Annotated in this window: 15 protein-coding genes; 6 read left to right on the top strand and 9 right to left on the bottom strand. The window is 73.6% G+C overall.

Annotation, left to right across the window (positions count from 1 at the left end; all coding sequences use genetic code 11):
- The first annotated feature begins 169 nt into the window (after nucleotides 1-169).
- Together ACFVXG_RS31495 and ACFVXG_RS31500 are read left to right on the top strand one after the other, a co-directional pair.
- Nucleotides 170-850 (top strand): macro domain-containing protein, encoded by a 681-nt coding sequence (locus tag ACFVXG_RS31495; protein WP_387932307.1) that lies wholly within the window; start codon nucleotides 170-172, stop codon nucleotides 848-850.
- Nucleotides 851-944: 94 nt separating this feature from the next.
- Nucleotides 945-1313 carry a DUF4180 domain-containing protein gene (locus ACFVXG_RS31500; protein WP_387932309.1) on the top strand — a complete coding sequence of 123 codons (369 nt, stop codon included), beginning with the start codon at nucleotides 945-947 and terminating at the stop codon, nucleotides 1311-1313.
- 91 nt (nucleotides 1314-1404) lie between these two features.
- Here the strand turns inward: ACFVXG_RS31500 and ACFVXG_RS31505 are convergent, their stop codons facing one another.
- Nucleotides 1405-2118 carry a TetR/AcrR family transcriptional regulator gene (locus ACFVXG_RS31505; RefSeq protein ID WP_387932311.1) on the bottom strand — a complete coding sequence of 238 codons (714 nt, stop codon included), beginning with the start codon at nucleotides 2116-2118 and terminating at the stop codon, nucleotides 1405-1407.
- Nucleotides 2119-2219: 101 nt separating this feature from the next.
- On the opposite strand from ACFVXG_RS31505, the gene ACFVXG_RS31510 reads away from it, so the two are divergent.
- Nucleotides 2220-3233 carry a zinc-binding dehydrogenase gene (locus ACFVXG_RS31510; RefSeq protein ID WP_387932313.1) on the top strand — a complete coding sequence of 338 codons (1014 nt, stop codon included), beginning with the start codon at nucleotides 2220-2222 and terminating at the stop codon, nucleotides 3231-3233.
- 135 nt (nucleotides 3234-3368) lie between these two features.
- On the opposite strand, the gene ACFVXG_RS31515 is transcribed toward ACFVXG_RS31510, so the two are convergent.
- From ACFVXG_RS31515 to ACFVXG_RS31525, 3 genes are all read right to left on the bottom strand, one after another.
- A complete protein-coding gene (locus tag ACFVXG_RS31515; RefSeq protein ID WP_387932315.1) occupies nucleotides 3369-4448 on the bottom strand; it encodes an SUKH-4 family immunity protein in 1080 nt (359 codons plus the stop codon).
- Nucleotides 4449-4541: 93 nt separating this feature from the next.
- On the bottom strand, nucleotides 4542-5162 hold the full coding sequence (locus ACFVXG_RS31520) for a hypothetical protein (protein WP_387932317.1): 621 nt from the start codon (nucleotides 5160-5162) through the stop codon (nucleotides 4542-4544).
- A gap of 509 nt (nucleotides 5163-5671) precedes the next feature.
- Nucleotides 5672-6403: a hypothetical protein gene (locus tag ACFVXG_RS31525; RefSeq protein ID WP_387932319.1), complete on the bottom strand. Its 732-nt coding sequence runs from the start codon at nucleotides 6401-6403 to the stop codon at nucleotides 5672-5674.
- Between the two features lie 186 nt (nucleotides 6404-6589).
- Between ACFVXG_RS31525 and ACFVXG_RS31530 the strand changes: the two genes are divergently transcribed.
- Nucleotides 6590-9391 carry a penicillin acylase family protein gene (locus ACFVXG_RS31530; protein WP_387932321.1) on the top strand — a complete coding sequence of 934 codons (2802 nt, stop codon included), beginning with the start codon at nucleotides 6590-6592 and terminating at the stop codon, nucleotides 9389-9391.
- A 54-nt stretch (nucleotides 9392-9445) separates the two neighbouring features.
- On the opposite strand, the gene ACFVXG_RS31535 is transcribed toward ACFVXG_RS31530, so the two are convergent.
- The gene (locus ACFVXG_RS31535; protein ID WP_387932323.1) at nucleotides 9446-9748 is read right to left on the bottom strand and encodes a hypothetical protein; all 303 of its coding nucleotides are present in this window, start codon (nucleotides 9746-9748) and stop codon (nucleotides 9446-9448) included.
- A 128-nt stretch (nucleotides 9749-9876) separates the two neighbouring features.
- Between ACFVXG_RS31535 and ACFVXG_RS31540 the strand changes: the two genes are divergently transcribed.
- Both ACFVXG_RS31540 and ACFVXG_RS31545 read left to right on the top strand, forming a co-directional pair.
- Nucleotides 9877-11094 (top strand): pyridoxal-phosphate dependent enzyme, encoded by a 1218-nt coding sequence (locus ACFVXG_RS31540; RefSeq protein ID WP_387932325.1) that lies wholly within the window; start codon nucleotides 9877-9879, stop codon nucleotides 11092-11094.
- Between the two features lie 201 nt (nucleotides 11095-11295).
- Nucleotides 11296-12630: a hypothetical protein gene (locus tag ACFVXG_RS31545; RefSeq protein WP_387932349.1), complete on the top strand. Its 1335-nt coding sequence runs from the start codon at nucleotides 11296-11298 to the stop codon at nucleotides 12628-12630.
- A 66-nt stretch (nucleotides 12631-12696) separates the two neighbouring features.
- Here the strand turns inward: ACFVXG_RS31545 and ACFVXG_RS31550 are convergent, their stop codons facing one another.
- From ACFVXG_RS31550 to ACFVXG_RS31565, 4 genes are read right to left on the bottom strand one after another with little or no spacing between them, the layout of a single operon-like run.
- Nucleotides 12697-13752, bottom strand: coding sequence for a zinc-binding dehydrogenase (locus tag ACFVXG_RS31550; RefSeq protein WP_387932351.1), 1056 nt, complete (start codon nucleotides 13750-13752; stop codon nucleotides 12697-12699).
- 44 nt (nucleotides 13753-13796) lie between these two features.
- Nucleotides 13797-15461: a phytoene desaturase family protein gene (locus ACFVXG_RS31555; protein ID WP_387932353.1), complete on the bottom strand. Its 1665-nt coding sequence runs from the start codon at nucleotides 15459-15461 to the stop codon at nucleotides 13797-13799.
- 14 nt (nucleotides 15462-15475) lie between these two features.
- Nucleotides 15476-17170 carry a phytoene desaturase family protein gene (locus ACFVXG_RS31560; RefSeq protein ID WP_387932329.1) on the bottom strand — a complete coding sequence of 565 codons (1695 nt, stop codon included), beginning with the start codon at nucleotides 17168-17170 and terminating at the stop codon, nucleotides 15476-15478.
- The gene (locus ACFVXG_RS31565) at nucleotides 17157-26522 is read right to left on the bottom strand and encodes an amino acid adenylation domain-containing protein (RefSeq protein ID WP_387932331.1); all 9366 of its coding nucleotides are present in this window, start codon (nucleotides 26520-26522) and stop codon (nucleotides 17157-17159) included. Before ACFVXG_RS31565 ends, ACFVXG_RS31560 begins: the two co-directional genes overlap by 14 nt.
- Between the last annotated feature and the right edge of the window lie 54 nt (nucleotides 26523-26576).

Here is a 26576-nt window from a genome sequence, read left to right on the forward strand (position 1 = left end):
TCGACTGACTGTCCGTCAGCTCCCCGGCGGACAGCACATTCCTAACAGCCGGCACCGACAGTCCCGCCCGCCCCGACGGAGACGGACGGAGGCGGACGGATTGTCAGAGGTGCCCGCTAACGTCGGGACCGACAACGAGATCCCCCCGCCGTACGACAGGAGTCGCAACATGACCACGGACCGCGCCCAGTCCCCGCTCAGGGTGGTGCTGACGGACCTCAACGCGTCGGTGGTCGAGTCGTGGCGGGCCGCCTTCGCCGACACCCCCGGCATCGAGATACGGCAGGGCTCGATCCTCGACGAGCAGGTCGACGCCTGGGTCAGCCCGACCAACTCCAAGGGCCGGATGGACGGCGGGACGGACGCCGCCGTCAAGCGGTACCTGGGTGCGGGCATCCAGCTGAAGGTGCAGCGGAAGATCCGCGACACGTACGCGGGCACCCTGCCGGTGGGCAGCGCGGTCTGCGTGCCCTCCGGCGCGGTCAACCCGAGGTTCCTGATCTCGGCGCCCACCATGCAGAGCTCCTCGCAGAACGTGAGCGAGACGCTGAACGTCGCCCTCGCCTGCGCCGCCGCCTTCCAGGCCGTCCACCGGCAGAACCGGCTGGCCCCGGGCAGCATCCGCTCGGTGGCCCTGGTCGGCATGGGCGCCCAGACCGGCCGGGTGCCGGCCCGGGTGTGCGCCAACCTGATGTGGACGGGCTACACCCTCTTCCACGACCACCACTTCGAGGACGACGACGAGCTGCGCGCCACCATGCTCGCCCAGCTGAACGACCTGGAGCAGGCGCCCGCCACCACCCGGGTCCGCATCACGGCACCGCCGGCCCGCAACCGCTCCCGGCGGTAAATCGTTTCCGAACGGCCGCCCGTCCGCCCTAGATTGGAACCTCGACCCGGATGACCGCATCCGGCCGACCACGCCCGACCGGCAGGAGAGCGCCATGGCAGACGACGTGCAGGAACTGAGCGGGGTGAAGGTGCTCGTGTGCGACGCGGCCGGGCCCGCGATCGCCACCGTGCAGGACGCACTCGATCTCATCGGCGCCACCTACCTCGGCGCCGAGGCCGTCGCCGTGCCCGCCGACCGGCTGGACGACAGCTTCTTCGTGCTGAGCACCGGATTCGCCGGCGAGGTCATGCAGAAGTTCGTCAACTACCACCTCCGGCTGGTCATCCTCGGCGACATCTCCCGCCACTTGGAGGCCAGTTCGGCCCTGCGCTCGCTCGTCCACGAGTCGAACAGGGGCCGCCACATCTGGTTCCTCCCGGACACCGGGGCCCTCGCCGCCCGCCTGGCGGAGTCGGCCTGACCTGAGCGGCCGAGGGCCGGTCCGCCTCCCGTCGCGTCGCGCGACCGGCCCCGGACCGGCCGTCGGCCACCGCTCAGCCGTCTGCCACCCCTCAGCCGCCGACGAGCGCCCCTCTGATCCAGCGCTCCGCCTCGGCCGTCGCCGTCGCCACGTCGAAGGCCTCCGGAGCGGCCGCCGCCTGCACCACCAGCCCCTTGAGCAGCCCGACGAAGGCGAAGGCGAAGGCCCGGGCGTCCACCCCGGCCCGCACCTCCCCCTCCGCCGCGCCCTGGCCGACCACGTCCGCGGCCCAGCCGCGCGTCCGGGCGTCCAGCTCCGCCACCGCGGCCGTCAGCTCGGAGGCTCCCGCGAGCGCCTCCGCCCCCAGCACCACGAAGGCCCGGCCCAGATCGGTCGGGTTCCGCACCCCGTCGAGCACCCCCCGGGCGAAGCCGCACAGCTCCTCCGCCGCCCCGGCGCCGCTGCGCTCGGGCGCGGCCGCCGCCATCGCCTCCGCCAGCGCCTCCTCCTGCAGCCGGGCGAGCAGCGCGGCCTTGGAGCCGAAGTAGTGGGTGGCCAGGCCCCGACTGAAGCCCGCCTCCTCCCCCACCCTGGCGAGGGTGACCCCGGTGCTGCCGTGCTCGGCGATCAGCCGGGCGGCGGCGGCCAACAGCGCGGCCTCGGCATGCGCGCGCCGTTCGGCCTGGGTACGGCGCTCGGCCTGGGCAGGGCGCTCGGACTGGGTACGGCGAGGCTGCGGCTGGTCGGCCTGCGGAGCGCTCGCGCGGGCAGTCGCGTCGGTGGCCGGGTCATCGTGCGTGGGCATGGCACCATGCTAGGGTGAATTTGCTTGTTGGATAGCAAGCAAGTTTGGGGTGGCGGGACACTCCCCCCGGTCCCGCCGCCCCCGGCAGAAGGGAAGTCCCGATGACCGCCACCATGCTCGCCGGCCGCCTCGACGTCACCAAGGGCACGTTCGCCGTCGAGGAGGTGCCCGTCCCGGCACCCGGCCCGGGCGAGGTGCTGATCAAGGTCGAGGCCGCCGGCGTCTGCCTCTCCGACGTCCACCTCATCGACGGCACCCTCAAGCCGTTCCTCCTCAAGGGCGACAAGGTCACCCTCGGCCACGAGGTCGCGGGCACCGTGCACACCCTCGGCGAAGGCGTGACCGGCACCGCCGTCGGCGACCGGGTGCTGCTCCAGGCCGGTGAGACCCGCGACGGCCGGGTGCACACCCGCGGCGTGGACTACGACGGCGGCTGGGCCGAGTACGCCCTCGCCACGGCCACCACCCTCGTCCCGATACCCGACGAACTCCCCTTCGAGCAGGCCTGCTTCATCCCCGACGCGGTCTCCACCCCCTGGGCCGCCATCACCACCACCGGTGCCGTCCGCCCCGCCGAGCCCGTCGGCGTCTGGGGCGTCGGCGGACTCGGCGCCCACGGCGTCCAACTGCTGCGCGCCATCGGCGCCTTCCCGATCGTCGCCGTCGACCCGCTGCCCGCCGCCCGCGAACGCGCCCTCGCCTTCGGCGCCGACACCGCCCTCGACCCCGCCGACCCGCAGTTCGCCGACCACCTGCGCGCCGCCACCGGCGGCCGCCCCCTCGCCGCCGCCTTCGACTTCGCCGGCGTCGCCCCCGTCCGCGAACAGGCCATGGCCACCCTCGGCGAACGCGGCCGCCTGGTCCTCGTCGGCCTCACCGACCAGCCGCTGACCATCACCAAGGGCACCATGGTCAGCTACCTGCGCCAGCAGATCCTCGGCCACTACGGCTCCGACGGCAAGGACGTCATCGACCTGGTCAACCTGGTCCGCGGCGGCCGCCTCGACTTCACCCGCTCCGTCAGCGGCACCTTCCCCCTCGCCGACGCCCCCCGCGCCGTCGAGGCCCTGGAACGCAAGGAGGGCAACCCCATCCGCCTCATCCTCAAGCCCTGACCGACCCCTCCGAACCTGCCCGACTGAGCCGGGCACGGCACCCGGGTCGGCAGCCGCCCCCACGGCTGCCGACCCGCACGCAGTCCGCCGACCAGCAGCAGCGCACCGAGCACCTGCACAGCACCGGCCGACCCCCTACTCCAGCAGGCTGCCCATGTGCCCGTCGTCGATCCGCAGCGGCCAGAAGTGCTCCTCGCTGGCGAACGCCTCCGGGTCGATCGCCCGCAACGCCTCCTCCGCCGCCCCGTCGAAGAGCTCGCACGGGTCGAACACCGACCACGACGCCGAATCCGCCGCCTGGTCCGCCTCCTCCCGCGCGGCGCGCAGCCGGTGGAAGGTCCAGAGCGTGTACAGCAGCGCGGACAGGTCGCGGTGCAGATAGGCGGCCGGCTCCCCGTCGTCCCACAGGTCGGGGAGTTCGACCCGCCCGGTCGCGCCGTCGAGCAGCACCACGAAGTCGTACATCCACCCGCCGAGCTCCAGGAACCCGCGCTGGTACGCCCGGTCCCCGGGCTCCTCCTCGTCCTCCTCCGGCTGGTAGCCCTCCAGCGGCTCCTCCGCGTCGACGGAGAGCACGCAGTCCTCGGACACCGGCAGCCCGGCCTCGACCAGCAGCAGCCGGGTCGGACCGTGCGTCACGCTCTCCGACAACTCCGCTTCCCGGAACCGGCGGACGCTGCCCTCCCCCTCCGCCGTCGCGAGGTCCTCCACCAACGCCGGAGTGACGGCATACGCCAGCCCGCCCGGTCCATCCGCCTCGGCACCCCAGGCCAGGGCACGGACCGTCAGCGCCGTCTCCCAGTGCGCGGGCCGACCATCCGTCCGCCGGTACAGCTCCGGATCGGCCTCCCGCAGCAACCGCCGCCCGGCCTCCTCGACCCCGGCAACCCCCGCCGGCCCGTACTCCCGCCCCGCACCGGGCGCCTCGATCACCCGCGCCAGCGCGACCAGGCATTCCACACTGCTGGCCAGCAAGTCCCGTTGCAGCACCCCGTCATCATCCGGCCGCCCGAGGAACACCTCCCCGCTCGCCCCGTCCAACAGCACCGCCACCGGCCCCTCCCAGGCCTCGTAGCACGCCTCCCCCAGCAGGTGCAGCCCCTCGACCACCCGCAGCGGCTCCTCCCCCGAGGCCTCCAGGTCCAGGTGCGCCCGCTCCCAGCACGCCTCCCCCGCAGCCAGCAGCTCCCGCCCCACCCCGTCCACCACAGCCACCACAACCCCCTGCCCCGCCACCACACGACGGAAAAGATCACCCAACTACCGCGAGCGACCCTAACCGACCCCGCCGACAGCCGGATCGGCGCACTACGGAAGCTGCTTCAACCAGTCACCCCTGAAGCGGTAGGACCGGCCGTCACCGACCTGCTTCATTCCGCCAGGAACAACGTCATCGTGGTACGGGTACTGCTCCGTCACCGCCGCCAGCAGGAACTCCAGAAAGCCGCCCTCGAACAGGTCCCACTCCAGCATCGAGTCGAACTTGGCGGCGACCGGCCACCGGGCCGGGTCCGGGCCCCGCATCAACCAGAAGAACTGGTCGGAGTTATAATTGTTCCCCCATTTCAGCAGCCCGCCCTCGGCCGGGAACAGCGGATACGGGCACTCGTCGTAGTCCCCGTCCTCGTAGGCCTGGGCCAGCATGGCGGTGTATCCATAAGGATCCGTCGTGAAGTACACGAACCCCTCGAAGCCTGGCGGCTGCCCGACCTTGGGACTGGGCGCCGCCGACGGTGCGAAGACGTGCAGTTCGTCACTGATGCTGACCATCCCGTACCGGTCGACGAACGCCCGGTAGTCCGCGGGCAGCTGGAAACCGATCTCCTCAGGCCCGAGCTCCCACGGCACCGGAACCACCCCCTCCAGCGGCGGCCCGATCACCGCGCCGAGCCGGTCCAGCATCTCCTCGACCTGCACGTCCACTCCCATCAGCCGCCCGTTCGCCGGTTGGTGTCGGCCCCCCGCCGGCGCCGCCCGGAGCCGGCCCCGGGAACGGCGCAAAAGCTAGAGGACCCGGGAGCGTAGCCAGCTCCCGGGCCCCTGTTTGCCGCCCAATTGCGCACACCGGCACGTTTAAGGGTCGCGGATCAGATTGAAATCGACGCGTTCTGCCTTTGAACTACCGTGCCACGGAGCGGCACAGACAGGACTTGAACCTGCATTCGTCGATATTCGTCCGCACCCGGTCGATCCGGTGTTCGGCGGCGAATGCTGAGACTGGAGCGAGAGTCTGAGATTCACGGGGCCTGCCTCTTCCTGGCTTGGGCTACCCCGGCCGGTGGTGCCGGGGGGAGGATTCGAACCTCCACTGTGACCCCTGGTCAGCTTCAACATCAGTGTCAGCTTTTCGCACCGCGCAGCGCACCCGCCCGGCTTCCCGGAGCGGAGTCGGCGCGCTCGGTGCACCCACCCGGCTCCCCGGGCGGGCGATCGTGGGGCTACCGGAACAGGTAGCCGAAGACGGCGTCGCCGACCCGCTGGTCGGTGACCTCGACGGCGTTGGCCTCCTCGCGGGCGAACTTGACCGCCTGCTGGAGCTTCTCCACCCGCTCGGCGAGCTCGTTCACCCGGCGGGCCGGCAGCGCGCCGGAGAACTTGACCGTGGTCCAGTAGCCGACCGGGATGTCCTCGTAGTAGACCTCGACCTGGGCCGGGTGCTTCTCGGTGGCCTCGGCCTTGACGTGGTTGCGCGGCACCTTCTTGGTGCGGATGGTGCGCACCGGCTCGGTCTTCCAGGAGTCGGTGGACGGGTCCAGGTTCCAGGACTCGGAGGCGTCCAGCACCGGGAGCTTCTTCACGAAGGTGAACAGGTCGGTGAGCTGCTTCTCCAGGAAGAGCAGGTACGGGACCGGCACCTGGGCGAGGAGCACCTGACCGTCCACCACCACATCTGCGCTGGCGCCGATGTTGGCCCAGTCCTTGGTGGCCGTCACGTCGAACAGCCGGGTGAGGGTGCTCGCGGTGGAGCGCAGGATGTCCTCGGCCTTCAGCTGCACCCGGGTCGACTCCGGCGGCAGCTGCTCGCCCTCCTCGTCCTTGGGCTGGTAGGTCCGGGAGATCCCGGCCAGCAGCGCGGGCTTCTGCAGGTCCTGGTGGGCCTGGGTCAGCTCCTGGAAGGACTTGGACTTGACGCCCTTTTCAACGGCGATGATCTGGTTCAGCTTTGCCACGTCGAGGACGCTACCAGTCTCGAACTGATCGGCGACATTGAATTGTTGATCGAGTAGCTGCCCCCGTAGGTCTTTCAGTGCAGCGGCGGGTCGAGGCCCGGGGCGAAATGGCATGCACGGTACTAGCCAACCGTCCAGTAGCGCCCCTACCGTCGACTCCCCGTGGCTTCGACGGAGGAGCTCGCCATGCCCCCACGCACACGCCCCCGCCCCCTCCGGTCCGCGGCCGTCGCACTCGCGTCGGCCCTGTTCGTCACCGCCGCCCTGACCGCCCCCACGGCCGCGACGGCGAACACGACCACCGCCGCCCCCGACTACTGCGGCGGCCACTGCACCGACATCCTCCCGCCCGGCGAGAACGGCAACGCCACCCTCGCCGAGATCCTGCTCAACCGGGCGTTCGGCAGCCGCCCCGCCCACACCGACGACCAGCTCGGCCCGTACTCGGCCCTCGCCTCCGGCTACCCGGGGCTCACCGAGGCCGGGTTGCGGAGCTTCTTCAACGACGCCTCCTTCGGCGTCCCCGCCGACCAGGTGGCCAGCACCGTCAACCCGCGCCCGGACGTGACGATCGTGCGCGACAAGGCGACCGGCGTCCCGCACATCAGCGGCACCACCCGGTACGGCACCGAGTTCGGCGCGGGCTACGCGGCCGCGCAGGACCGGCTGTGGGTGATGGACCTGTTCCGGCACGTCGGCCGCGGCGAACTGTCCGGCTTCGCGGGCGGCGCGGCCGCCAACCGGCAACTGGAGCAGAGCTTCTGGCAGGCCGCGCCGTACACCGAGGCCGAGTTGCAGCAGCAGATCGACGCCCTCGCCGCCCGCGGCGGCCGGGCCACCCAGGCGCTGGCGGACGCCAACGCCTACCTGGACGGCATCAACCAGTACGCGTCCCAGGCCTACAACGGCCGCACCTTCCCCGGCGAGTACGACCTGACCGGCCACATCGACCCGATCACCAACGCCGGTTCGATCGAGCCCTTCAAGCTGACCGACCTGGTCGCCCTGGCCTCCGTGGTCGGCGCGCTGTTCGGCGCGGGCGGCGGTGGTGAACTCGCCTCCGCCCAGGTCAAGTCGGCCGCCGAGGCCCGGTACGGGAAGGACGCCGGGGACGCGGTGTGGAAGTCGCTGCGCGAGTCCGACGACCCGGAGGCCGTCCGCACCCTGCACGACGGGCAGAGCTTCCCGTACGCGACGGTGCCGGACGACCCGCAGGGCCAGGCCCTGCCGGACCCGGGCTCGGTGGTGCCCGAGCGGATGGTCTACGACGCCAGCGGCTCGGCGAACACCGCGACCACGAAGGCGAACGGCGTGCTGCCCGGCAACCTGCTCACCGCCAAGCACGGCATGTCCAACGCCCTGCTGGTCTCCGGCGCGCACACCGACACCGGCCACCCGGTCGCCGTGTTCGGCCCCCAAACCGGCTACTTCGCCCCGCAGTTGCTGATGCTGGAGGAGATCCAGGGCCCCGGGATCAGCGCCCGCGGCGCGGCCTTCGCGGGCCTCAGCTTCTACGTGCAGCTCGGCCGCGGCCAGGACTACGCCTGGAGCGCGACCTCGGCCGGGCAGGACATCACCGACACCTACGCCGTCCCGCTCTGCACCACCGACGGCTCCCCGGTCACCACCGCCGCCAACTCCTACCTCTGGCACGGGCAGTGCCTGCCCTTCGACCGGCTGGAGCGCAAGGACGCCTGGAACCCGACCACCGGCGACTCCACCCCGGCCGGCTCCTACACCCTGGTGATGTACCGCTCGAACTACGGGCTGGTGACGGCCCGCGGCACGGTCGGCGGCGCGCCCGTCGCCTTCACCTCGCTGCGCTCCACCTACCGGCACGAGGCCGATTCCATCATCGGCTTCCAGGAGTTGAACGACCCCGGCGCGGTGCACGACGCGCCGAGCTTCCAGCAGGCGGCGCAGGACATCAACTACACCTTCAACTGGTTCTACGCCGACTCCCGCGACATCGCGTACTACAACTCCGGCAGCAACCCGGTGCGCGCCCCCGGCGTCGACGCCGGACTGCCCGTGCTCGCCCAACCCGCCTACGAGTGGGCCGACTTCGACCCGGCCACCAACACCGCCCGGTACACCCCGCCGGCCGAGCACCCGCAGTCCGTGAACCAGGACTACTACGTCTCCTGGAACAACAAGCAGGCGAGCGGGTACACCGCGGCCGGCTTCGGCAACGGCTCGGTGCACCGCGCCAACCTGCTCGACGACCGGGTCAAGGCGCTGCTCCAGGGCGGCGGAAAGGCGAGCCGGGTCACCCTCACCCAGGCGATGGAGGGCGCCGCCCTGGCCGACCTGCGGGCCGAGGACGTGCTGCCCGACCTGATCCGGGTGCTGCGCAGCGCGCCCGTCACCGACCCGGCCGCCGCCACCGCCCTCCAGCAGCTGGAGGCCTGGCTCGCCGACGGCGCCCAGCGCAAGGAGACCTCGCCGGGCAGCCACGCCTACGCGGACGCGGCCGCGATCCGGGTGCTGGACGCCTGGTGGCCGCTGGTCGCCGACGGCGTCATGCGACCCGGGCTCGGGGATCAGCTGTTCGCCGCGCTGACCGGCGCGCTGCAGATCAACGAGTCGCCCTCCGGCGGCCAGACCGGCGCCGCCGGCGGCGGCCCGGTGAGCGCCAACGAGGCCATCCCGCACAAGGGTTCGGCCTTCCAGTACGGCTGGTGGAGCTACCTGGACAAGGACCTGCGGGCCGTCCTCGGCGACCCGGTCGCCGGCCCGCTGGCCCGGCCCTTCTGCGGCGGCGGCGACCTCCCGGCCTGCCGCACCGTGCTGCTGACCACCCTGACGCAGGCCGCCGCCCAGACCCCCGCCCAGGTCTACCCGGGCGACGCCGACTGCACGGCGGGCGACCAGTGGTGCGCCGACACCATCATCCAGCGCCCGCTGGGCGGGGTGACGGACGACAAGACCACCTGGCAGAACCGCCCGACCTACCAGCAGGTGGTGCAGTTCACCGGCCACCGCTGAGCCACCCGGGCAACCTGCCGGTGCCCCCTCACGCGAAGGGGGCACCGGCAGCTGTCATCCGGCGCGCTTGGCCGCATCGTGCCGATCGCCGCTCAGATTGGCGGCCTCTCTCTCCAGGCGCCGGGCCGCCCTGGCGTACGTCTTGCAGGTGTCCCGGCTCACCACCCGATCGCCGACGGCATCCGCCAGGTCCCCCGCGGCCTTCACCAGCGCAGCGAGCGCCCCGAGCAGCTCGGCGTCCTCTCCCTCCGGGATCCGGTCCCGCCCGGCCTCCTTCGCCTTCGGCAGCGCGTTCTCCCGCAGCTGCCGCCTCGCCTCGTCGACCGCGTCGACCATCGCCCGTATGCCGCTGTCCATCTCGCCTCCCGGCTCCCGTCCGACCTCGGACGCCCGACGCCCGAGGTTCGGCGCCTCGTGAGTGTCCCCCGCCGACCAAGATTCAAAAACCCGCCCGGTAGCACCCGAAACCCCCCTAGGCTGCTTACATGGCAACCTCCGACTCCCTCGCAACCGGCCAGCGCTCGCTCGGCGACCCCACCCTCGACTACCCCCTCTGGCCCCCGCTGACCTCGGGCTGCCCGCGCACCAGCACGGAGGACGTCTCCTACCCCGTCGAGGTCGACTACGCCTACGACAAGGCCGACCCCGACGCCCTGTTCGCCCCCGTGAAGGCCCGCGGCGGCCTGGAGCGGTGGGCGCCGCTGCTGCCCCCGCTGCTCGCCCCCGGCCTCGGCGAGGGCGCCACCCCGCTGGTGGAGCTCGGTCCGGGCGTGTACGTCAAGGATGAGTCCCGCAACCCGACCTGGAGCCACAAGGACCGGCTCAACCGCTGCACCACCAGCGCCGCCGTCGGCGTCGGCGCGCCCGGCATCGCGGTCGCCTCCTCGGGCAACCACGGCGCCTCGGCGGCCGCGTACGCCGCCCGCGCCGGGCTGCCCTGCGTGGTGTTCACCGGCCCGGACACCCCGCCCGCCGTGGACGCCTTCCTCAACGCCTACGGCGCCGTGGTGCTGCCCGTCCCGTGGGAGGCCCGCTGGCCGCTGCTGCGCCGCGTGGTCGAGCGCTTCGGCCTGCACCCGGTCAGCAACCTGACGACCACCCACACCGGCCACGCCTTCGGCCCCGAGGGCTACAAGACCGTCGCGTACGAGATCTTCCAGGACGTCGGCGTGCCGAGCGCGGTGTTCGTCCCCACCGGGTACGGCGAGCTGCTCTACGGCGTCTGGAAGGGCTTCGCCGAGCTGCGCCGGCTGGGCCTCGCCGACCGGGTGCCGCGGATCTTCGCCTGCGAGTCGGCGGCCTCCGGCCCGCTGCACCGGGCGATCGCCGAGGACGTCCCGGCCGCGCACGTGACGGTCGGCCCGAGCGACGCGTACTCGATCGGCTCCCCGGTGAGCGGCTACCGGGGCGTGCTGGCGGTGCGCGGGAGCGGCGGCGCCGCGCTGACCGTGGACGACCGTCAACTCGCCGACGCCCAGCGCGAACTGGCCCGCGCCGGGCTGTGGGCCGAGCTGTCCGCGGCGGCCGGCCTGGCGGGGCTGCGCAGTCTCGGCGCCGACGCCCCGGAAGACGGCCCGGTGGTCTGCGTCTCCACCTCCAGCGGCTTCAAGGACAAGGGCATGGGCGACCGCCGGACCGCCCCGGTCCCCCCGACCTGGGAGGAGGTCGAGCGCCGCCTGCGCGCGGCCGGGATCACCGGCTAGCAGCGCTCATGGGACGGCCCGGCGGCCCGGTACCGGAAGCCTGCTGTTCGTCGTACCGTTCGCTGACGTAGGGTCGGCGTTCGCCCACGCACAGCAGGCTGACCCCACGCCAACTCCCGTACGCCGAACCCGCGTCGAAGGGCCGTCACCGTGATCCGTTCCCCCCGCCGTCTGCTGCCGCTGGCCGTCGCCGTCGCGGCGGTGCCCGTGCTCGCCCTCCCGGCGGTGCCGGCCGCCGCCGCCTCGTACGGCACCCCGACGATCACCTTCTCGGCCGGGTACCTGTCCGGCGCGGTGGGCGCCACCGGCGACCCGACGGTGGGCGTCACGGTCGCCCAGAGCGGCGCCGCTGCCTCGGCGTTGACGGTCGCGGCCTCGGCCACCACCAGGGCCTCGGTCGCCCGGACCGGCGACGTGACGGTGACCGGCAGCGGCGCCACCCGCACCCTGGCGGTCGCCGCCCAGGGCGTCGGCTACACCGACCTGACCGTCAAGGTGACCGGCCTGGGCGGCAGGACCGCCACCCGCACGCTGCACTACGCCGCCTCCCCCGCCGTCCGGGACTCCGCCGCGAGCCGCTACCTCACCGGCGCCAGCGACGCCTCGGCCGCCGTGGACGCGGGCGGCGGCTACCTCCTGGTCGGCGACGACGAGTCCAACACCCTGCGGCTCTACGACCGCGCCAACTCCGGTGCGCCGGTGCGCAGCTGGGACTTCAGCACGGCACTCGGCGTCGCCAAGGAGATCGACATCGAGGCCGCCGCCCGGGTCGGCGACACGATCTACTGGACCGGCTCGCTCGGCAACAACAAGGACGGCAAGGTCAAGCCCGACCGGCACACCCTGTTCACCACCAGGGTGACCGGCTCGGGCCCCGACACCCAGCTGTCGCTGACCGGTTCGTACCAGGGCCTGCGCGACGACCTGATCGCCTGGGACTCCGCCCACGGCGACCGCTACGGCTTCGCGGCCGGCGCCGCCGAGGGCCAGGCCCCCAAGCAGATCGACGGGTTCAACGTCGAGGGCCTGGAGTTCGCCCCGGGCAGCTCCACCACCGCCTACGTGGGCTTCCGCGCCCCGCTCACCCCGGCGGTCACCGGCGGCCGGGCGCTGCTCGTGCCGGTCACCGGCTTCCCCTCCCTGTTCGACGGTTCGGGCGCCCACGCCACCATCGGCGAGCCGATCGAGCTGGACCTCGGCGGCCTGTCCGTCCGTGAGCTGCGCCGCAACGCGCTCGGCCAGTACCTGATCGTGGCGGGCTCCTGGGCGGCCGAGGACAACTCCGCCCCGTACGCGCTCTACCGCTGGGACGGCCGGCCGACGTCCAAGCCGGTCAAACTGATCGACCTGCCGACCAGCGACGCCGGCGCCTGGGAGGCCCTCCCGGACGTACCCGACCTGGACGCCCCCGGCGCCCGCGTCCAGCTGATCACCGACAACGGCTCCGCCGACCTCTACGGCGACGGCACGGCCGCCAAGGACCTCACCCACCCGGAGTGGAAGAAGTCCCGCAGCACCTGGTTCACCCTGGGCTGAACCCGACCCCGGACCAGCCCCTCGGCCCCGCCAGACCGAGGGGCCCTCCCCCGTGAACGGGCCTGCTCACAGCTCGACCAGCACCTTCCCCCGGTTCGCCGAACGGTCGACGTAGAGGCTGCGGTAGGCGGCCGGGATGCTGTCGAACCCCCGGTGGACGGTCTGCTGGTAGCGCAGCTCCCCGCTGCGCACCAGGGCGCCCAGGTCCCGCCGCAGCGCGGCCCAGTTCTCCTCGGTGAACCACTCCAGGGCGAAGATGCCGCGGATCACGGTGCGCGGGAACATGATCATCGGCAGCAGCCGGGGGCCCGCCCAGGCCCCGCCGACCTGGCTGCCCCACTGCCAGCAGACCGCCACCCGGCTGTCCACCGAGAGCATCCCGAAGACCGTGTCGGTGAGGGTGCCGCCCAGGCTGTCGAAGTAGCGGTCGATGCCGTCCGGGGCGAGCTGGGCCAGCTCCTTCGCCAGCCGCTCCGGGTCGTCGCCGTCGCGGTACTCCAGCACCGCGTCGAAGCCCAGCTCCCGCAGCCGGTCGGCCTTGGCCGGGGTCGCCGTGGTGCCGATGACCCGGGCGCCGCGGTGCCGGGCCAGCTGGCCGACCACCGAGCCGACGGCGCCGCTGGCCCCGCTGACCAGCACCGTCAGCCCGGGGCGCACGTCCAGGAACTTCTCCACCGTCCCCCAGGCGGTCATCCCGGGCCCGCCCAGCAGGCCGAGCGCGGTGGTGATCGGCAGCTGCTCGTCGTAGTCCGCGCGGTCCAGCCGGCGGAAGGCCGGGAAGACCATCGGGAAGGTGCCGGTCTGCCAGAGCCAGGACGCGCCGTTGCCGATCACGTGGCTGCGCCAGCCGCCGAAGCCCTGCACCAGGTCGCCGACCGCGAACCGCGCGGCGGGACCGGCCTGCACCACCTCCATGATCGAGTCGGCGCCCATATGGTCCCCGACCGGGGTGTCCAGCGCGATCCCCTGGAGGTACGGGTCCACCGACACCCAGCGCGTGCGCAGCAGCATCTCGTCCTCGCCGAGCCGGACGTCCACCTCCTCCACGACCTTCTCGTACATCCGCTCCACGTCCGGCACCCCGTCCACATGGGCGCGGACGATCCACTTCTCGATCCGCACCCTCTCGGCGGTCATCACGGACTCTGCGGTCCTCACGGACTGGCTCACGAGGTGACTCCAAACTGCCGGTCGTCGGGCCCGACCGGGTCGGTGATCAGGGTGGGCGGCGGTGCGTGGTCGTCCACCTCGGCGGTGAACGGGCGGGCGTCGTCGCGGCAGATGAACTGCACGACGTGGCGGCCGGCGGCGGCCGCGCGGATCAGGCCGCCGGTGGTCGCCCAGACGCCGGAGAGGTAGAAGTTGGCCAGGCCCGGCAGTCCCGGGCCGTTGCGCTTGATCTCCTCCTCCAGGGTCTCCCCGCCCTCCACGAAGGGCTGCCAGCCGAGCACGGTGCCGTCGTAGTTGCCGGTGTAGCGGACCTGGGTGAGCGGGGTGGAGACGTCCTTGACGGCCACCGCGTCCCGCAGCCCGGGGTGGTGGCCGTCCAGGAACTCGATGACGGCGTCGCGCACCCGGCGCTTCTCCCGCTGGTACTCCCGCCCCCGGCCGACCGGCAGGGTGTGCAGCTCCTCGCCGCGCCGCAGCCGGGGGGCCTGCTCGGGGCCGGTGCTCAGGGCCCGCCAGGGGGCGATGTCGCAGAAGTAGCTGGCGTAGACGACGGTGGTCCCGGCGGGCGACAGTTCGGGGTAGTGGCGGCTGCGGAACTGGATGTTGATGCTGGGGTGCCGGATGCCGGTGAGCCGGGCCGCGAACTCCTCCTCCAGCAGGTAGGTGGTGCACGGGTCGCCCGCCGGGAAGGGCGTGCGCAGGCCGAGGAAGACGGTGAGGTACCCGGGGAAAACCATGCCCGGCTCGGTGAGCGTCTCGGTGTACAGCCGCCGGTAGGTGTCGTTGAGGTAGCGGCCCTTGAGCAGGTCCAGCATCGTGGTGCGGCCGTCGCAGGCGGCCACCACGATGTCCGCCCGGACCTCGCGCCCGTCGCTCAGCCGCACCCCGACGGCGGTGTCCCGCTCGACCAGGATCTCGGTCACCTTGGCGTTGTACGTGATCTCGCCGCCGAGCCGACGGTAGCGCTGCTCGACCGAGCGGGCCAGGCCGAGCGAGCCGCCCTCCGGCACCCCGGCGGACTGCCCGGCGTGCGAGGCGAGTTGGAAGTACGTGGGCAGCACCGGGAAGTTGGGGTGCTTCTCGTACAGGACAAAGTTGAACGCCTCGCGCAGCAGCGGGCTGCGGAAGCGCGCCGAGTAGTCGCTCATCAGCACCGAGATGGAGCGCCGGATCACGTTGAAGTACGGCAGGAAGGAGGCGAGCATCCGCCAGCGCTCCCGCCGGCCCATCAGTCCGACCGGCTTGAGGAAGGGGTAACGGGCCAGCGCCAAGCGGAACTTGCGCAGGCCGGCGCAGAACTGCCGGATCTGCCGGGCGTCCTCGGGGGCGAGGTCCAGCAGGTGGGCCTCCAGCCGGTCCGGGTCGGAGTAGAAGTGGACCGCCCGGCCGTCCCGGGTGCGCACCACGTTGAACACGTCGAAGTTGCGCATCCGCTTGCCCTGGAGGGCGCCGAGTTCGAGCCAGATCCGGTGCATCTCGTTGCCGGGGCCGCTGCCCAGCAGCCAGCTGACGCAGCAGTCGAAGGTGAACTCGCCGCGGTCCCAGGCGGTGCAGCAGCCGCCGGGCAGTTCGTGCATCTCCAGGACCTGGGTCCGGTAGCCGTTCATCTGCCCGTAGCAGCCGGTGGACAGGCCGCCGAGGCCGCCGCCGATGATGACCATGCTCTGCCTGCCGCTCATCCGGCCGCTCCCGGGTCCGTTGCTCCGACGGTGGCCCGGTCGAGTTGCGGCAGTCGGCCCCACTTGCCCGGGTGCCAGGGTCCCCGCCCGTCGCTGGGCCAGGCCCGGAAGGGCCGGCCGAGTTCCCGGCAGAGGTACTGGGCGGCGTACCGGCCGCTGGTGGCGGCCCGGATCAGGCCGCCGAGCGAGGCCCACTGCCCGGCCATCGAGAAGCCGCTGAGGCCGGGCAGCCGCATCCGGTCCCGGTTGACCAGCCGGTTGGCGGTGTCCTCGGCCTCGGAGAAGGCCTGCCAGGCGAGGATGGAGCCGTAGGTGTTGCCGGTGAACCGCTCGGTGGTCACCGGTGAGGCGACGTCGACCAGTTCGATCCGGGCGCCGAGCCCGGGGTGGGTGCGCTCCAGGAACTCCCGGACGAACGCGGCGACTTCCTGCTTGCGCGCCCGGTAGGCCCGGCGATCGCGGATCCGCAGCTCCTTCCAGGAGCGGTAGTCGCTGAAGTAGGTGCAGTGCAGCACCGACTTGCCGGGCGGCGCGAAGCCCTCGGCGTAGTTCGAGCGCAGCTGCACCACCAGGCTGTGCTGGAGCGAGCCGGGCAGCCGGGCGGCGTCCCGGGGCGTCAACAGGTAGGTGGTGCTGTGCGGTTCGCCCGCCGGCAGCGGCCCGTCGACGCCGACGAAGGCGGAGACCACCGCCGGGTAGAGGTTGCCGGGCTTCTCCAGCAGTTCGCCGTACAGCCGGTCGGTGGCGGGGCTGGAGTAGCGTCCGCGCAGCAGCCGGTCCAGTACCGTCGGGCCGTCGCAGGCGGCCACCACGTGGTCGGAGAAGTACCGGGTGCCGTCGCGCAGTTCGACGCCGACGGCGCGGTCGTCCTCGATCAGGACCCGGTCGACCCGGCAGCGGTAGCCGATCGTGCCGCCGAGCCCGGTGTAGCGCTCCTCGACCGAGCGGGCCAGCCCCAGTGAACCGCCCTGCGGGAAGCCCGCGTTGCCGGTGTGGGCGGCCGCCAGGGTGTACAGGTAGGGAAGCAGCGGGAAGCCGGTCGGCTCCTGGAGGAACATGGTGGGGAAGGCCCGGCGCAGCAGCGGGTCCTGGAAGCGCTCGGCGAAGCGGCTCATCGGGGTGGCCGCGGTGCGCCAGAACAGCCGGAAGGCGGGCAGTACGGCGCGCAGGGTGCGCAGTCGCTCGGCGGTGGTCCGCAGCGGGGGCGGGGTGAGTTCCCAGGGCAGGTCGAGGGCGGCGAAGCGGCGCAGGTCGCGGCAGAAGGCGCGGATCGGCGCGGCGTCGCCGGGAGCGAGGGCCAGCAGGTGGGCCTCCAGCCGGTCCGGGTCGGTGTGGAAGGTGACGGCCCGGCCGTGCTCGTCCACGACCCGGTTGAAGGTGTCGAAGTGGGTCACCGACTTGCCGTCCAGGGCGCCGAGTTCGCGCCAGACCTGGTGGGCGCCGGTGCCCTCGGCGGTGCCGATCAGCCAGTCGATGCAGTAGTCGAACAGGTAGCCCTGCCGGGACCACGCGGTGCAGCAGCCGCCGGGCAGCACGTGCTTCTCGAAGATCCGGGTCTCCAGCCCGCTCATCTGGGCGTAGCAGCCGGTGGCCAGGCCGGCCAGGCCGGCCCCGATCACGATCACCCGGGGCGGGCCGGCGTCGGCCCGCCCCCGGCGGGGCCAGTCCGGCCCGCGGTCAGCGGCGGTCATCGGCAGTGCCTCCGGCCAAAGCGTCTTCCGCCAACGCGTCGCCAGCCGGGGAGCCTCCGGCCAGGACGGCCGCGGCCAGTTCGGCGTTGCGCGCGGCGAACTCGCCGTCCAGCATCTCGGCGTGGCTGCCGTGGCCGGCGTGCACGGCGGTGCCGGTGCCGGAGGCGCCGTGCCAGGAGCCCGGCTCGCCGCCGAGGTGGACGGCGAGGCGGTCGCGCTCGCAGACCACGTCCAGCCGGGCCCGGACGGTGCCGGTGTTGGGCGTTCTGCTGCAGAACTCCAGGTAGTCCCTGGCCTGTTGCAGGGTCTCCTGGGCGACGATCCGCGAGCCGGTGTGGCGGTGCAGGTGGTCCCGGAGCTCCCGTTCGAAGACGGCCACGTGCTCCTCGCCCAGGTCGAAGGCGTCCAGCACCCGGTAGGCGTCCACCAGCAGCACCGAGTCGACGGTGCGGCCGCGCCGTTCCAGCTCCTTGGCCACCTCGAAGGCGAGGTTGCCGCCGAGCGAGTAGCCGAGCAGCCGGTACGGCCCGGCCGGGTGCAGTTCCTCGACCAGGTCGGCGTAGCGCTCGGTCTTGTCGTCGCCGGTCAGGTAGTTGAAGGCGGCGATCCGGTGCCCGGGCAGGGCGGCGGCGAGCTGCCGGTAGACCAGGCCGTGGCCGCCGGCGGGCGGGAAGCAGAAGACCGTACGGCCTTCGGGCGCCTCGGCGTTGAACCACAGGTGGGGTTGGCCGCCTGCCACCTCGCCGGTGATGATCTGCTCGACGGTGCGGGCCATGCCGTGCAGGGTGGTGACCTTGAACAGCAGGCCGACCGGGATGCCGATGTTGAACTCGGTCTGCAGGTGGTGGATCAGTTCGATCAGCCGGATGGAGCTGCCGCCGAGCTCGAAGAAGTCGTGCTGGAGGCCGACTTCGGCCACGCCGAGCAGGTTCTGCCAGTGGGCGGCGACCCGCTGTTCGTAGAGGGTGGCGGGCGGTTCGTGGGGCGCGCCGCCGGTGTCGGCGGCGGGCTCGGGCAGGGCGGCGAGGTCGACCTTGCCGTTCGGGGTGAGCGGCAGGGCGGGCAGTTCGGTGAGGTAGGAGGGGATCATCACGGTGGGCAGGTGTTCGGCGAGGTGGCGGCGCAGTTCGCGGCGGTCCAGTGCGACGCCCTCGGCGGGCACCAGGTAGGCGGCCAGCGCCGCTTCGCCCGCGCTGTCCTGGCGGATCGTCACGCAGGCCTCGGCGACCTCGGGCCGGGCGGTGAGGTGGGCCTCGATCTCGCCCGGTTCGATCCGGTGGCCGCGCACCTTGACCTGGTTGTCGATCCGGCCGAGCAGGTGCGCGGTGCCGGCCGTGTCCCAGCGGCCGAGGTCGCCGGTGCGGTAGAGCCGCCGTGGCCCGCCGTCCAGGTCCACGACCCGGAAGCGCTGTTCGGTCTGGGCCGGGTCGTTCGGGTAGCCGGCCGCGACGCCCGCGCCGCCGATCCACAGTTCGCCGGGCACCCCGGCGGGGACGGGCTCGCCGTAGCGGTCGAGGACGTACAGCGCGCTGTTCGGGAAGGGCCGCCCGATCGGGACCATCCGGCCGGCCTCCAGGCCGTCGGCGTCGCCCTCGTAGTAGCTGCTGTCCACGGTGGCCTCGGTGAGGCCGTAGGAGTTGACCAGCCGGGTGTCCGGGCCGCACAGGGCGCGCAGCCGGCGGTGTTCGGCGGCCTTCCAGGAGTCGGAGCCGACCACCAGCAGCCGCAGGAAGTCCAGCCGCAGGCCGTCGCGTTCGCAGTGCGCCAGCAGGGCGCGGGCCACGGCGGGCACGAACTCGCCGCAGTCCACCGCTTCTTCGCGCATCACCCGGTACAGCCGGGCGGTGTCGAAGAGCAGTTCGCGGTCGACCAGGACGAGGGTGCCGCCGGTGCCGAGGGCCCGGGCGAGGTCGCCGGAGAAGACGTCGAAGGCGGTGCCGGCCATCTGCAGGTGCACCCGGGCCTCGGTGTCCAGACGGTACTCGGCCCGCCAGCCGGCCGTCGCGGCGGCCAGGTTCCGGTGGTGGACCAGGACCCCCTTGGGCCGGCCGGTGGAGCCGGAGGTGTGGATCAGGTAGGCGGGCCGGTCGGGGTCGGCTGCGGGCAGGGGTGCGGAGGTCTCGGCGGAGCGGTCCAGTTCGGCCAGGGTGACCGGCCGGGCGGGCAGTTCGGCCGCGGCCTGGTACCGCTCGTCCACCACGACCAGCGCCGCACCGGCGTCGGCCAGCTGGTGGGCCAGCCGGTCGGCCGGGTGCCCGGGGTCGAGCGGCAGGTAGGCGGCGCCGGCCCGCCAGACCGCCAGCAGGGTGGTGATCAGCTCGGGCGACTTGTCCAGGCAGACCGCGACCACCGAGCCCTCGGCGACCCCGAGTTCGCGCAGCCGGGCGGCAGCGCGCTGGGAGCGCCGATCCAGTTCGCCGTAGCTCAGCCGCCGGACGGCGTCCCGGCCCGGGGCGACCACCGCGACCGCCTCCGGGTGCTCGGCGGCGGCCTTGGCGATCAGCTCGGGCAGCGGCACGTCGTGGTCGATCCGCCGCCCGGCGCCGCTGAACTCCTCCAGGACGAGCCGGCGTTCGGCCTGGTCCAGCATCCGCAGCCGGCCGACCGGCTCGCCCTCGGCGGCCCGGGTCATGGCGTCCAGCAGGTTGCGGTAGTGGGTGGCGAGGCGCCGTACGGTGGCGGGCTCGAAGAGGTCGGAGTTGTACTTGAGGACGCAGTGGAAGGAGTTGTCCGCGCGGTCCTCGTAGGCGGACAGGGTGAGGTCGAACTGCCCTTCCTCCTCGGGGAGTTCGATGTACTCCAGGCGGTAGCCGAAACGCTCCACGGCGACCTTGTGGGTGAGCAGGATGAACATCGCCTGGAACACCGCGGAGCGGCTCGGGTCGTGCTGGAGGCCCAGCTGCTCGACCAGCAGCGGGAACGGGTACTCCTGGTTGTCCAGCCCGCCGAGCACGCTCTCCCGCACCCGGGCCAGCAGTTCGGTGACGGTCGGCTCCCCGGCCAGGCTCACGTGCAGCGGCAGCGGGTTGACGAAGTAGCCGTAGACGGAGGCGAACTCCTCCTGGGTGCGGCCGGTGACGGGGCTGCCGACCACGATCTCCGACTGGCCGGACCACCGGTGCAGCAGCAGGTAGTAGGCGCCGAGCAGCACCATGAACGGGGTGGCGCCGTGCGCCCGGGCCAACTCGTGTACCCGGGCGGTCAGTTCCTCGTCGATCCGGAAGAACTCGGAGGCCCCGTTGTGGGTCTGCACCGCCGGGCGCGGCTTGTCGGTGGGCAGGGCCAGCACCGGCACCCCGGCGGGCAGGTGGCCGCGCCAGTAGTCGAGCATCCGCTGCGCCTGCGGCCCGGCCAGGAAGCGGTTCTGGTGGTTGAGGAAGTCCAGGTAGCGGGCGGCCACCGGGGGCAGTTCGGGGGTGCGGCCCAGGCGCAGCGCCTGGTAGACCTCGAACAGCTCCTCGATGAAGGTGAAGGTGGAGATCGCGTCCGAGACGATGTGGTGGACGGCCTTCATCAGCACCCAGCGGTCCGGCCCGCGCCGGAACAGCCGCAGCCGCACCAGCGGGTCCTCGGCCAGGTCGTACGGCCGCCGGTACTCGCGGACGATCAGCGCGTGGATCTCCTCCCAGGGGCGGCCCTCGACGTCGAACAGCCCGGTGTCGGCGACCGCCTCGGAGCGGATCCGCTGGACGGGGCGGCCCGCCTCGGCGGTGAAGGCGGCCCGCAGTCCGGGGTGCCGGGCGACCAGGAAGGCGAAGGCGGTGAAGACCAGCTCCGGGTCGAGCTCGGCACGCACCTCGACCGCGCCGCCGATGTTGTACGCGAAGCCGTCCGGGTGCAGCTGGCGCAGGAACCACAGCGCCTGCTGGTTGTGGGTGAGCGGGTAGCGGGCCTCGTCGGTGTGCAGTTCGACCTCGGCCCGCGCCGGGCCGCCCTCGGTGGCGAGTTGTTCGGCCAGGCCGGCGGTGAGCAGCTCGACCAGGTCGGCGACGCTGCCGTTGCTGAGCAGCGCCACCACCGGGAGGGCGACGCCGAGTTCGGCGTGCATCCGGGCGCGCAGCTCCATCGCGAGCAGCGAGTCCAGGCCGTGGGCGCCGAGCCTGGTGTCGGGGGTGATCCGCTCGGCGGCGGTGCGCAGCACGGCGGCGGCGGCCGCGGTGAACCGTTCGGTGACCAGCTGCCCGCGGGCCTGCGGGTCGGCCGCGCGGTAGCCGTCGAGGAAGCCGCCGGTCTCGGCCGGGGCCTGTTCGGCGGCGCTCGCCGCCAGGTCGGCGACCAGCGGCGGCGGGACGGGGTACCAGGCGAGGAAGGTCGGCCAGTCGACGACGGTGGCGACCAGCAGCTGGGCGCGGTCCTGCCCGAGGACGCGTTCCAGGACGGCGGTGCCGGCCTCCGGGGGCAGCGAGCTCATGCCGCGGGCGTCGCGGTAGTGGGCGACCAGGCCGAGTTCCTCGATCATGCCGGTGGCCCAGGGGCCCCAGTCCAGGCTGAGCGCGGGCCGGCCATCGGCCCGGCGGTGGTGGGCGAGGGCGTCCAGGAAGGCGTTGCCGGCGGCGTAGTTGGTCTGCCCGGCGGTGGTGAGCAGCGAGGCGACGGAGGCGAACAGCACGAAGTGGTCGAGCGGTTCGTCGGCGAGCAGCCGGTGCAGCTGGAGGGCGCCGGCCACCTTGGGGGCGTACCCGGCGTCGAAGGCGGGGCGGTCCATCTGCGCCAGCAGGGTGTCCCTGACCTGCCCGGCGAGGTGGAACACGCCGCGCACGGGCGGGAGTTGCCGCTGCCGGTGGTCGGCGAGCCAGGCCGCGAGGGCGGTGCCGTCGGTGACGTCCACCGCGGCGAGCAGGGGTTCGGCGCCGAGCGCCTCCAGTTCGCGCAGGAAGGCGATCCGCTCCCCGGCGGGCGTCGCGGGGTCGACGGCGTGCCAGTCGGCGCGCGGCCGCACGGCGGTGCGGCCGACCAGGACCAGCCGCCGGGCGCCGCGCCGCACCAGGGTGCGGCAGAGCAGCCGGCCGAGTGCGCCGAACGCGCCGGTGACCAGGTAGCAGCCGTCGGGGCGCAGCACCGGCGGCAGCGGCCGGGTGAGGCCCTCGGCGGGGCGCAGCCGACTGGTGAGCCGGCGGCCGGCCCGCAGGGCGAGCTCCTGCTCGGCGTCGGCCGGGAGGTCGGCGATTCCGGAGGCCGGTCCGGCGGCGGGTCCGGCAGCAGGTCCGGCGGGGAGTCCGGTGGCGAGTTCGGCGAGCAGCGCCTCGGCCTGGTCGGCGGCCGGGAGGGCCGGGTCCAGGTCGATCAGGCTGCCGCGCTGGGCGACGAGTTCCTGCTGCCAGAGCACCCGTCCGATGCCCCAGGCGGGGGCGCCGAGCGGTTCGACCCGGTCCTGGGGGCCGGTGGCCTGGGTGCCGCGGGTGACGATGTGCAGCCGGCCGTCGGGGCGGCCGGCGGGCAGCGCCCGGGCGAGGGTGATCAGCGAGTAGGCGCCGTGGGTGGCGAGCCGGTCGAGCTGCCCGGGGTCGTCGGGGCCGAGGTCGCACAGCTCGGGCAGGTCGAGGTTCCAGAGGTGGACGACGGTCCGGTGCGCCGGGTCCAGCTCGGCGAGGAGCCGCTGGAGGTCCTCGGCGGAGTCGGGCCGTACGGTGGTCTCCCCGTCCCCGGTCGCGTACGAGCTCCCGGGCCGGACCAGGTGGCTGCGGGCGCCGCGCTCGGCGGCCAGGGCGGCCAGTCGCTCCGCCAGTCCCCCGCCGTCGGCGAACAGCAGCAGGTCGCCGACCGACCGGCCGATCGGCGCCGCCGGGGCGTCCTGCCAGGCGAGTTCGGTGAGCCAGCCGTCGATGGTGGCCAGGCCGACCGAGGCGGCGGCCCGGGCGACGTCGGCGGCCCTGAAGCCGGTGATCCGGCCGAGCGGGGTGCCGTCCTCGGCGTACAGGGCGAGGTCGCCGACGAGTTCCTCGCCGGTGTCCCGGGTGACGGTGGCGTGCACCCAGAGCGGCCGGTCGCCGATCGCGTCGAGCCGGACCTCCTCGATCCCGACCGGCAGCCGGACGCTGCCGCCCTCGGGGGCGTGCAGCCGGGTGGTGAGCAGGGTCTGGAAGCAGGCGTCGAGCAGCACCGGGTGCAGGTGGTGGTCGGCGGCGCCGGGGCCGAGCCCCTCGGTGGGGCGGATCCGGGCGAGCGCCTCGCCCGGCCCGGCCCAGACCTCGGCGACGGCCCGGAAGGCGGGCCCGTAGTCGTAGCCGCGCTCGGCCAGGCGCCGGTAGCAGTCGGGGCCGTCGAGGCGCTGTCCGCGGCCGCGCAGCGCGTCGAGGTCGGCGGCGGGCCCGTACGAGCGGCGCTGGCCGGTGCGGACCCGGCCGCTCGCGTGCACGGCGGGTTCGCCGCCGGCCGGGGTGGCGGCGATGGTGAAGCGGGCGTCCTCGGGGGCGTAGCCGAGTTGGACGGGCACCGGTTCGGTGTCGGAGAGGAACAGCGCCCGCTGCAGCTCGACCTCGGCCAGCACCACATGCGTTCCGCCGGTCAGCGCGCGGACGGCCTGGGCGGCCATCTCCAGGTACCCGGCGGCCGGGAAGACCACCCGGCCCTCGATCCGGTGGTCGTCCAGGTAGGGCAGCCGCTCGGGGTCGAGGGCGGTGGTCCAGGTGGGCTGGGCGGCGGCGGTGCGGCGGCCGAGCAGCGGGTGGTCGACCTGCCCGAGCCGGACCTGCTCGACCGGCTTCGGCTCGACCCAGTGCCGTTCGCGCCGCCACGGGTAGCCCGGCAGCGGCACGGGGCGCCCGGCCGGCTGCAGCGTGTGCCAGTCCAACTCGACGCCGAGGGTGTGGAGTTCGGCGAGTGTCCGGGCGATGCGCTCGGGTTCGTCCTGCTGCCGGCGGATCGACGGCAGGGTGTGGGCCTGCTCGGCGCACTCGCGGATCGCGTGTCCGAGCACCGGGTGCGGGCCGAGCTCCAGGAACAGCCGGTGCCCGTCCTCGGCCATCCGCTCGACGGCGGCCCGGAAGCGCACCGGGTGGCGGACGTTCTCCCACCAGTACCCGGCGTCCAGTTCGGGCCCCCGGGCCAGCCCCTCGCGGGCGGTCAGGTGGAGCGGCAGCCGGGCCCGCTGCGGCTTGATCCCGGCCAGGGCGGCGGTCAGCTCCTCCCGGATCGGGTCCATCCGCACGCTGTGGTACGGGACTTCGACGTCCAGGAGGCGGGCGAAGACGCCCTGCCGTTCGAGCTCGGCGGCCAGTTCGCTCAGCGCCTCGGTGTCCCCGGCGAGGGTCACGGCGGAGGGGCTGTTGACGGCGCCGAGCGAGACCCGGTCGCGGTACGGGCGGATCCGCCGCTCCGCCTCGGCCTCGGGCAGGCCGACGGCGAGCATCGAGCCCGTCCCGGCCAGCCGCTGCTGGAGCGAGCTGCGGGCGAGCACCACCCGGACGGCGTCGGCCAGGTCGTAGACCCCGGCCTCGTGGAAGGCGGCGACCTCGCCGGTGCTGTGGCCCACCACCCCGTCGGGGCGCACGCCGTGACTGCGCCAGAGCGCCGAAAGTCCCAGCTGGACGGCGAAGTTGGCGGGCTGGGCGAGCCACGTCGCAGCCATCCGGGAGTCGGCCTCGTCGCGGTCGAGCTCCGCCAGCAGGGACCAGCCGGCCTGGGCGCGGATCTCCGCGTCCACGGCCCGGACGGCCTCCCGGTAGACCGGCTCGGCCTCGTACAGGCCCCGGCCCATCCCCCACCACTGCGGACCCATGCCGGTGAACACCCAGGCCAGGCGCCGCTGTTGACGCTCCCGGGCGCGGCCCTGGACGACCCCAGGGTGGGCTTCGCCGCGCTCGTAGGCGGCCAGCGCCGCCGCCAGGTCGGCGGGCCCGGTGTGGACCACGGCGAGCCGCTCGGGCAGGTGCTCGCGGCGGTGCGCCAGGGTGTGGCCGAGGTCCGCGGGGCACACCCCGGCGGCGAGCTCCTGCCGTACGGCGGCGGCGAGTTCGGGCAGTCCGGCGACGTCCCGGGTGCTCAGCGGCAGCACTGTGACGGCCGGTCGTGGCGTCGCGGCGACGGGCGCGGGCGGCGGCGCTTCCTCCAGCAGGACGTGGGCGTTGGTGCCGCCGAAGCCGAAGGAGTTGACGCCCGCGCGGGCCGGCCCCCGGTGCTCGGGCCAGTCGACGGGGGCGGTCGGGATGTCGAAGGGCAGCGCGGCCAGGTCGATGGCGGGGTTGGGCCGCTCCAGGTTGAGGTGCGGCGGGATCCGCCGGTGCCGCAGGGCGAGCGCCGTCTTGATCAGCCCGGCGACCCCGGCGGCGGCCTCGGTGTGCCCGATGTTGGTCTTCACCGAGCCGACGTAGCAGCGCTCCCCCGCGCGGCGGCCGATGCCGAGCACCCGGCCGAGCGCGGCCGCCTCGATCGGGTCGCCGACCGGGGTGGAGGTGCCGTGCGCCTCGACGTACTGGAGGCTGCCGGGCGCCACCCCGGCCTCGGCGCAGACCCGCTCGATCAGCGCGGCCTGGGCGTCCGCGCTGGGGACGGTGATGCCGTTGGTGCGGCCGTCCTGGTTGACGCCGCTGCCGAGGATCACGGCGTGCACCTGGTCCCCGTCGCGCAGCGCGTCGGAGAGCCGCTTGAGCACCACCACGCCGACCCCCTCGGCCCGCACGTAGCCGTCGGCGGAGGCGTCGAAGGCGCGCGAGCGGCCGTCGGCGGAGAGGAAGCCGCCCTTGGTCTCGGCGATCGTGTACTGCGGCGCCATGTGCAGCAACGCACCGCCGGCCAGGGCGAGTTCGGTCTCACCGCGGAGCAGGCTCTGGCAGGCGAGGTGGACCGCGACCAGGGAGGAGCTGCAGGCGGTGTCGATCGAGACGCTGGGGCCGCGGAAGTCGAAGCAGTGCGAGATCCGGTTCGACACCATCGTCATCATGGTGCCGGTGGCGGTGTGCGCGGCGATGGTGGCGAAGTCCAGGTCGGCGAACTGGAGGATCTTCCAGTCCAGGGTGAAGGCGCCCATGTAGACGCCGACGTCCCGCCCGGCCAGCGCGCCGGGGCGCAGCCCGCCGTCCTCCAGCGCCTCCCAGCTCACCTCCAGGAGCTTGCGCTGCTGCGGGTCCATGTGGGCGGCCTCGCGGGGGCTGATCCCGAAGAAGGCCGGGTCGAAGGTGTCGAAGCCGTCGATGTAGCCGCCCCGGCCGCCGATCAGCCGCCCCGGCTTGGCCCGGTCCCGGCTGCCCAGGGTGCCGGTGTCGTACCGGTCGGCGGGGGTGTCGGTGAGACAGTCCCGGCCCTCGATCAGGTTGCGCCAGTAGGTCCGGTGGTCGTTGGCGTGTCCCGGCAGGCGGCAGCCGATGCCGGTGATCGCGATCCGTTCGCAGGGCACGGCGAAGGGCGAGGTGGTCATGGTCCAATCCGGGGGTGGTGGCGGGGACGGCGCGGGCACGGGCGGGGCACGGGC

The sequence above is a fragment of the Kitasatospora sp. NPDC058162 genome, from assembly GCF_042884005.1.
Classification (GTDB): Bacteria; Actinomycetota; Actinomycetes; order Streptomycetales; family Streptomycetaceae; genus Kitasatospora.

What these genes read in the sequence shown, in the direction of transcription:
- ACFVXG_RS31495 (WP_387932307.1), top strand. Translation starts at nt 170, where the DNA reads ATGACCACGGACCGCGCCCAGTCCCCGCTCAGGGTGGTGCTGACGGAC.
- ACFVXG_RS31500 (WP_387932309.1), top strand. Translation starts at nt 945, where the DNA reads ATGGCAGACGACGTGCAGGAACTGAGCGGGGTGAAGGTGCTCGTGTGC.
- ACFVXG_RS31505 (WP_387932311.1), bottom strand. Translation starts at nt 2,118, where the DNA reads ATGCCCACGCACGATGACCCGGCCACCGACGCGACTGCCCGCGCGAGC.
- ACFVXG_RS31510 (WP_387932313.1), top strand. Translation starts at nt 2,220, where the DNA reads ATGACCGCCACCATGCTCGCCGGCCGCCTCGACGTCACCAAGGGCACG.
- ACFVXG_RS31520 (WP_387932317.1), bottom strand. Translation starts at nt 5,162, where the DNA reads ATGGGAGTGGACGTGCAGGTCGAGGAGATGCTGGACCGGCTCGGCGCG.
- ACFVXG_RS31530 (WP_387932321.1), top strand. Translation starts at nt 6,590, where the DNA reads ATGCCCCCACGCACACGCCCCCGCCCCCTCCGGTCCGCGGCCGTCGCA.
- ACFVXG_RS31535 (WP_387932323.1), bottom strand. Translation starts at nt 9,748, where the DNA reads ATGGACAGCGGCATACGGGCGATGGTCGACGCGGTCGACGAGGCGAGG.
- ACFVXG_RS31540 (WP_387932325.1), top strand. Translation starts at nt 9,877, where the DNA reads ATGGCAACCTCCGACTCCCTCGCAACCGGCCAGCGCTCGCTCGGCGAC.
- ACFVXG_RS31555 (WP_387932353.1), bottom strand. Translation starts at nt 15,461, where the DNA reads ATGGTCATCATCGGCGGCGGCCTCGGCGGCCTGTCCACCGGCTGCTAC.
- ACFVXG_RS31560 (WP_387932329.1), bottom strand. Translation starts at nt 17,170, where the DNA reads ATGACCGCCGCTGACCGCGGGCCGGACTGGCCCCGCCGGGGGCGGGCC.
- ACFVXG_RS31565 (WP_387932331.1), bottom strand. Translation starts at nt 26,522, where the DNA reads ATGACCACCTCGCCCTTCGCCGTGCCCTGCGAACGGATCGCGATCACC.